General features: G+C 33.6%; 3 protein-coding genes. 1 reads left to right on the top strand and 2 read right to left on the bottom strand.

The window, feature by feature from the left end; all coding sequences use genetic code 11:
- Position 1: 1 nt before the first annotated feature.
- Entirely contained in the window at positions 2–526 is a 525-nt protein-coding gene (locus SULYE_RS07630) for a DUF29 domain-containing protein (RefSeq protein WP_007548164.1), read from the bottom strand.
- Between the two features lie 74 nt (positions 527–600).
- Entirely contained in the window at positions 601–1,956 is a 1,356-nt protein-coding gene (gene accC, locus SULYE_RS07625) for an acetyl-CoA carboxylase biotin carboxylase subunit (protein WP_007548163.1), read from the bottom strand.
- A gap of 114 nt (positions 1,957–2,070) precedes the next feature.
- On the opposite strand from accC, the gene SULYE_RS07620 reads away from it, so the two are divergent.
- Positions 2,071–2,455 (top strand): GspE/PulE/PilB domain-containing protein (locus SULYE_RS07620; RefSeq protein WP_456341089.1); only part of this gene is annotated, 385 nt, incomplete at its 3' end.

Here is a 2,455-nt window from a genome sequence, read left to right as displayed (position 1 = left end):
TTTACTCCTCCAAGTCTTTTAGCCATGGCTTATAATTTAAAATCTGATCAATCGTGTATGGACATTTTTCCGGGAAATCTTTTTCTGTTGGTATTCTACCAAAATATTTTTTTGCTAAATATAAATTCTTCGGATCCTCAAACCAATTTGCCAATCTTCTTTTAGCATCTTTCCATGCATATTCTATTTCATTGTAAGATTTGACTTTTAATGACGGATATCTATCAAAAAGTCTTAGTATCTCAATTCTTCCATTGCCTATACTTCTAATCCAACTTATACCCACATTTTCATCTTCTCTAAAATTTTCCCACTTGTAAAGATGCTCCAAGATAACAGCCATAAAGCTAACTACGCTATCCAAATGTCTATTACCCATATCCTCGATCTCCTCTAAGAGATGCTCCCAGTCTACCAAATCAAACTGCTTATCTTTTAAAAGCTTTAGATTCTCTTCTACCCATAATACAAAGTCTTTATCGTAAAGCTTTATTAATTCTTCTTTGTTAATTACTTGTGTTAACATAGATAAACACCTCACTTAATATATGCACAATGTAATTAAAATTTGGCATAGATTAAAAAATTTTCAACACCAAATTATACTTTTATTCCTAAGAACTCCTTATCAACTAAGGAAGTTGTATAAGTTCCTTTTATAAATTCAGGATGTTCAAGCATTTTTAGATGGAAAGGAATAGTAGTTTTAAGTCCTTCAATAATGAATTCTTTTAAGGCTCTCTTTCCTCTTTCTATAGCCTCTTCTCTCGTTTTTCCCCAAACAATAAGTTTAGCCATTAAAGAATCATAGTATGGTGGAATAGTGTATCCTTGATATATATGTGTATCTACTCTCACGCCATAGCCACCGGGAAGATATAGTTTTTCTATTTTTCCCGGTTGTGGAACAAAAGAGATTGGGTCTTCTGCGTTTATTCTAAACTCTATGGCATGACCGTTTGGTTTGATTTCTTCTTGTTTTATGGTTAGCTTTTGTCCATCTGCTATTTTTAATTGCCAAGAGACTATATCAACACCTGTAACCATTTCTGTAACAGGATGTTCTACTTGTATTCTTCCATTCATTTCAATAAAATAAAAATTCTTATTTTTATCAACAATAAACTCAACAGTTCCAGCACCTGTAAAATTAACAGCCTTAGCAAACTTAACAGCTGCTTCACCCATCTCTCTTCTTATCTTTTCATCTATAAATGGAGACGGAGATTCTTCAATAAGTTTTTGATGTCTTCTTTGAACAGAGCACTCTCTTTCTCCAAGATGTATGACATTTCCAAACTCATCAGCTAATATCTGAATCTCTATATGTTTTGGATTTTCTATAAATTTTTCTATATAAACTCGTCTATCACCAAAAGAACTTTCTGCCTCTCTTTGTGCTAAAGGTAAAAGCCTTGCAAGCTCTTGCTCATTATGGGCAACTCTCATACCCCTGCCACCACCACCGGCCGCAGCCTTTATAAGTACAGGATATCCGATTTCAGAAGATATTTCTAAAGCTTCTTTTAGCTCCTCTACCGGTGGACTACCGGGAATTATTGGAACCCCCGCCTTTTTTGCTGCTTCACGAGCCTGCGCTTTATCTCCTGTAAGCTTTATTGTTTCTGAAGATGGTCCGATAAATTTTATATTGCTTCTTTCACAGATAGCTGCAAAGGTAGGATTTTCTGCTAAAAAACCATATCCAGGATAGACTGCATCAGCATGGGTTAAATCTATAGCAGAGAGCAATGCGGGAATATTTAAGTAACTCTTTGTCGCATTAGCAGGTCCTATACAAACTGATATATCAGCTAAATCTTTATGAATACAATCTTTATCTCCTTCAGAATAAACAGCAATGCTCTCTCCACCAAGCTCTTTAATGGACCTAATAGCCCTAACGGCAATCTCTCCTCTGTTTGCAATCAATATTCTTTTAATTTTCTTTAACAATTTTCTTACTCCTAACGAAAAATTATTATAAAATTATATTATAAATATAACCTTAAGGATTTAACGATGCAGGAAAATCCTGAAAAAAAGCGTGTCTTTTTAGTCTTAAGAAGAATGGTGGATTTAGGTGTTATACCTTTGGAAAACGTGAGGGGGAATCCGGATGTAGACCCAAAAAAATCTTTTGCAGAAGTTCTTTCAACATTAATAAAAAAAGGGAAAGCTGATGAAAATAAAGTGAAAGAATTCTTCGTAAGAAATTTATCTTTTAAACCTTTTGACTCTAAAATACATAAAGTTAATCTCCCCAAAGAAATTTTAGAGAAATTTCCCGCATCTTTAATAGAAAAGAAATACGTTGTTCCATTTGAATATTCGCAGGGAGTATTAAAAGTAGCTGTATTAGACCCAACAGATAGAGAAGTTCTAAATCAAATTAAATTTTCCACAAATGTTAGAATCTTAGAAACATATGTAGCTACTCTTTCGGAAATAGAGG

It is taken from the genome of Sulfurihydrogenibium yellowstonense SS-5, assembly GCF_000173615.1.
In the GTDB taxonomy this organism is placed as follows: domain Bacteria; phylum Aquificota; class Aquificia; order Aquificales; family Hydrogenothermaceae; genus Sulfurihydrogenibium; species Sulfurihydrogenibium yellowstonense.
The sequence above is the reverse complement of the archived record's forward strand: the minus strand, read 5'-3'. Positions and strand labels throughout refer to the sequence as shown.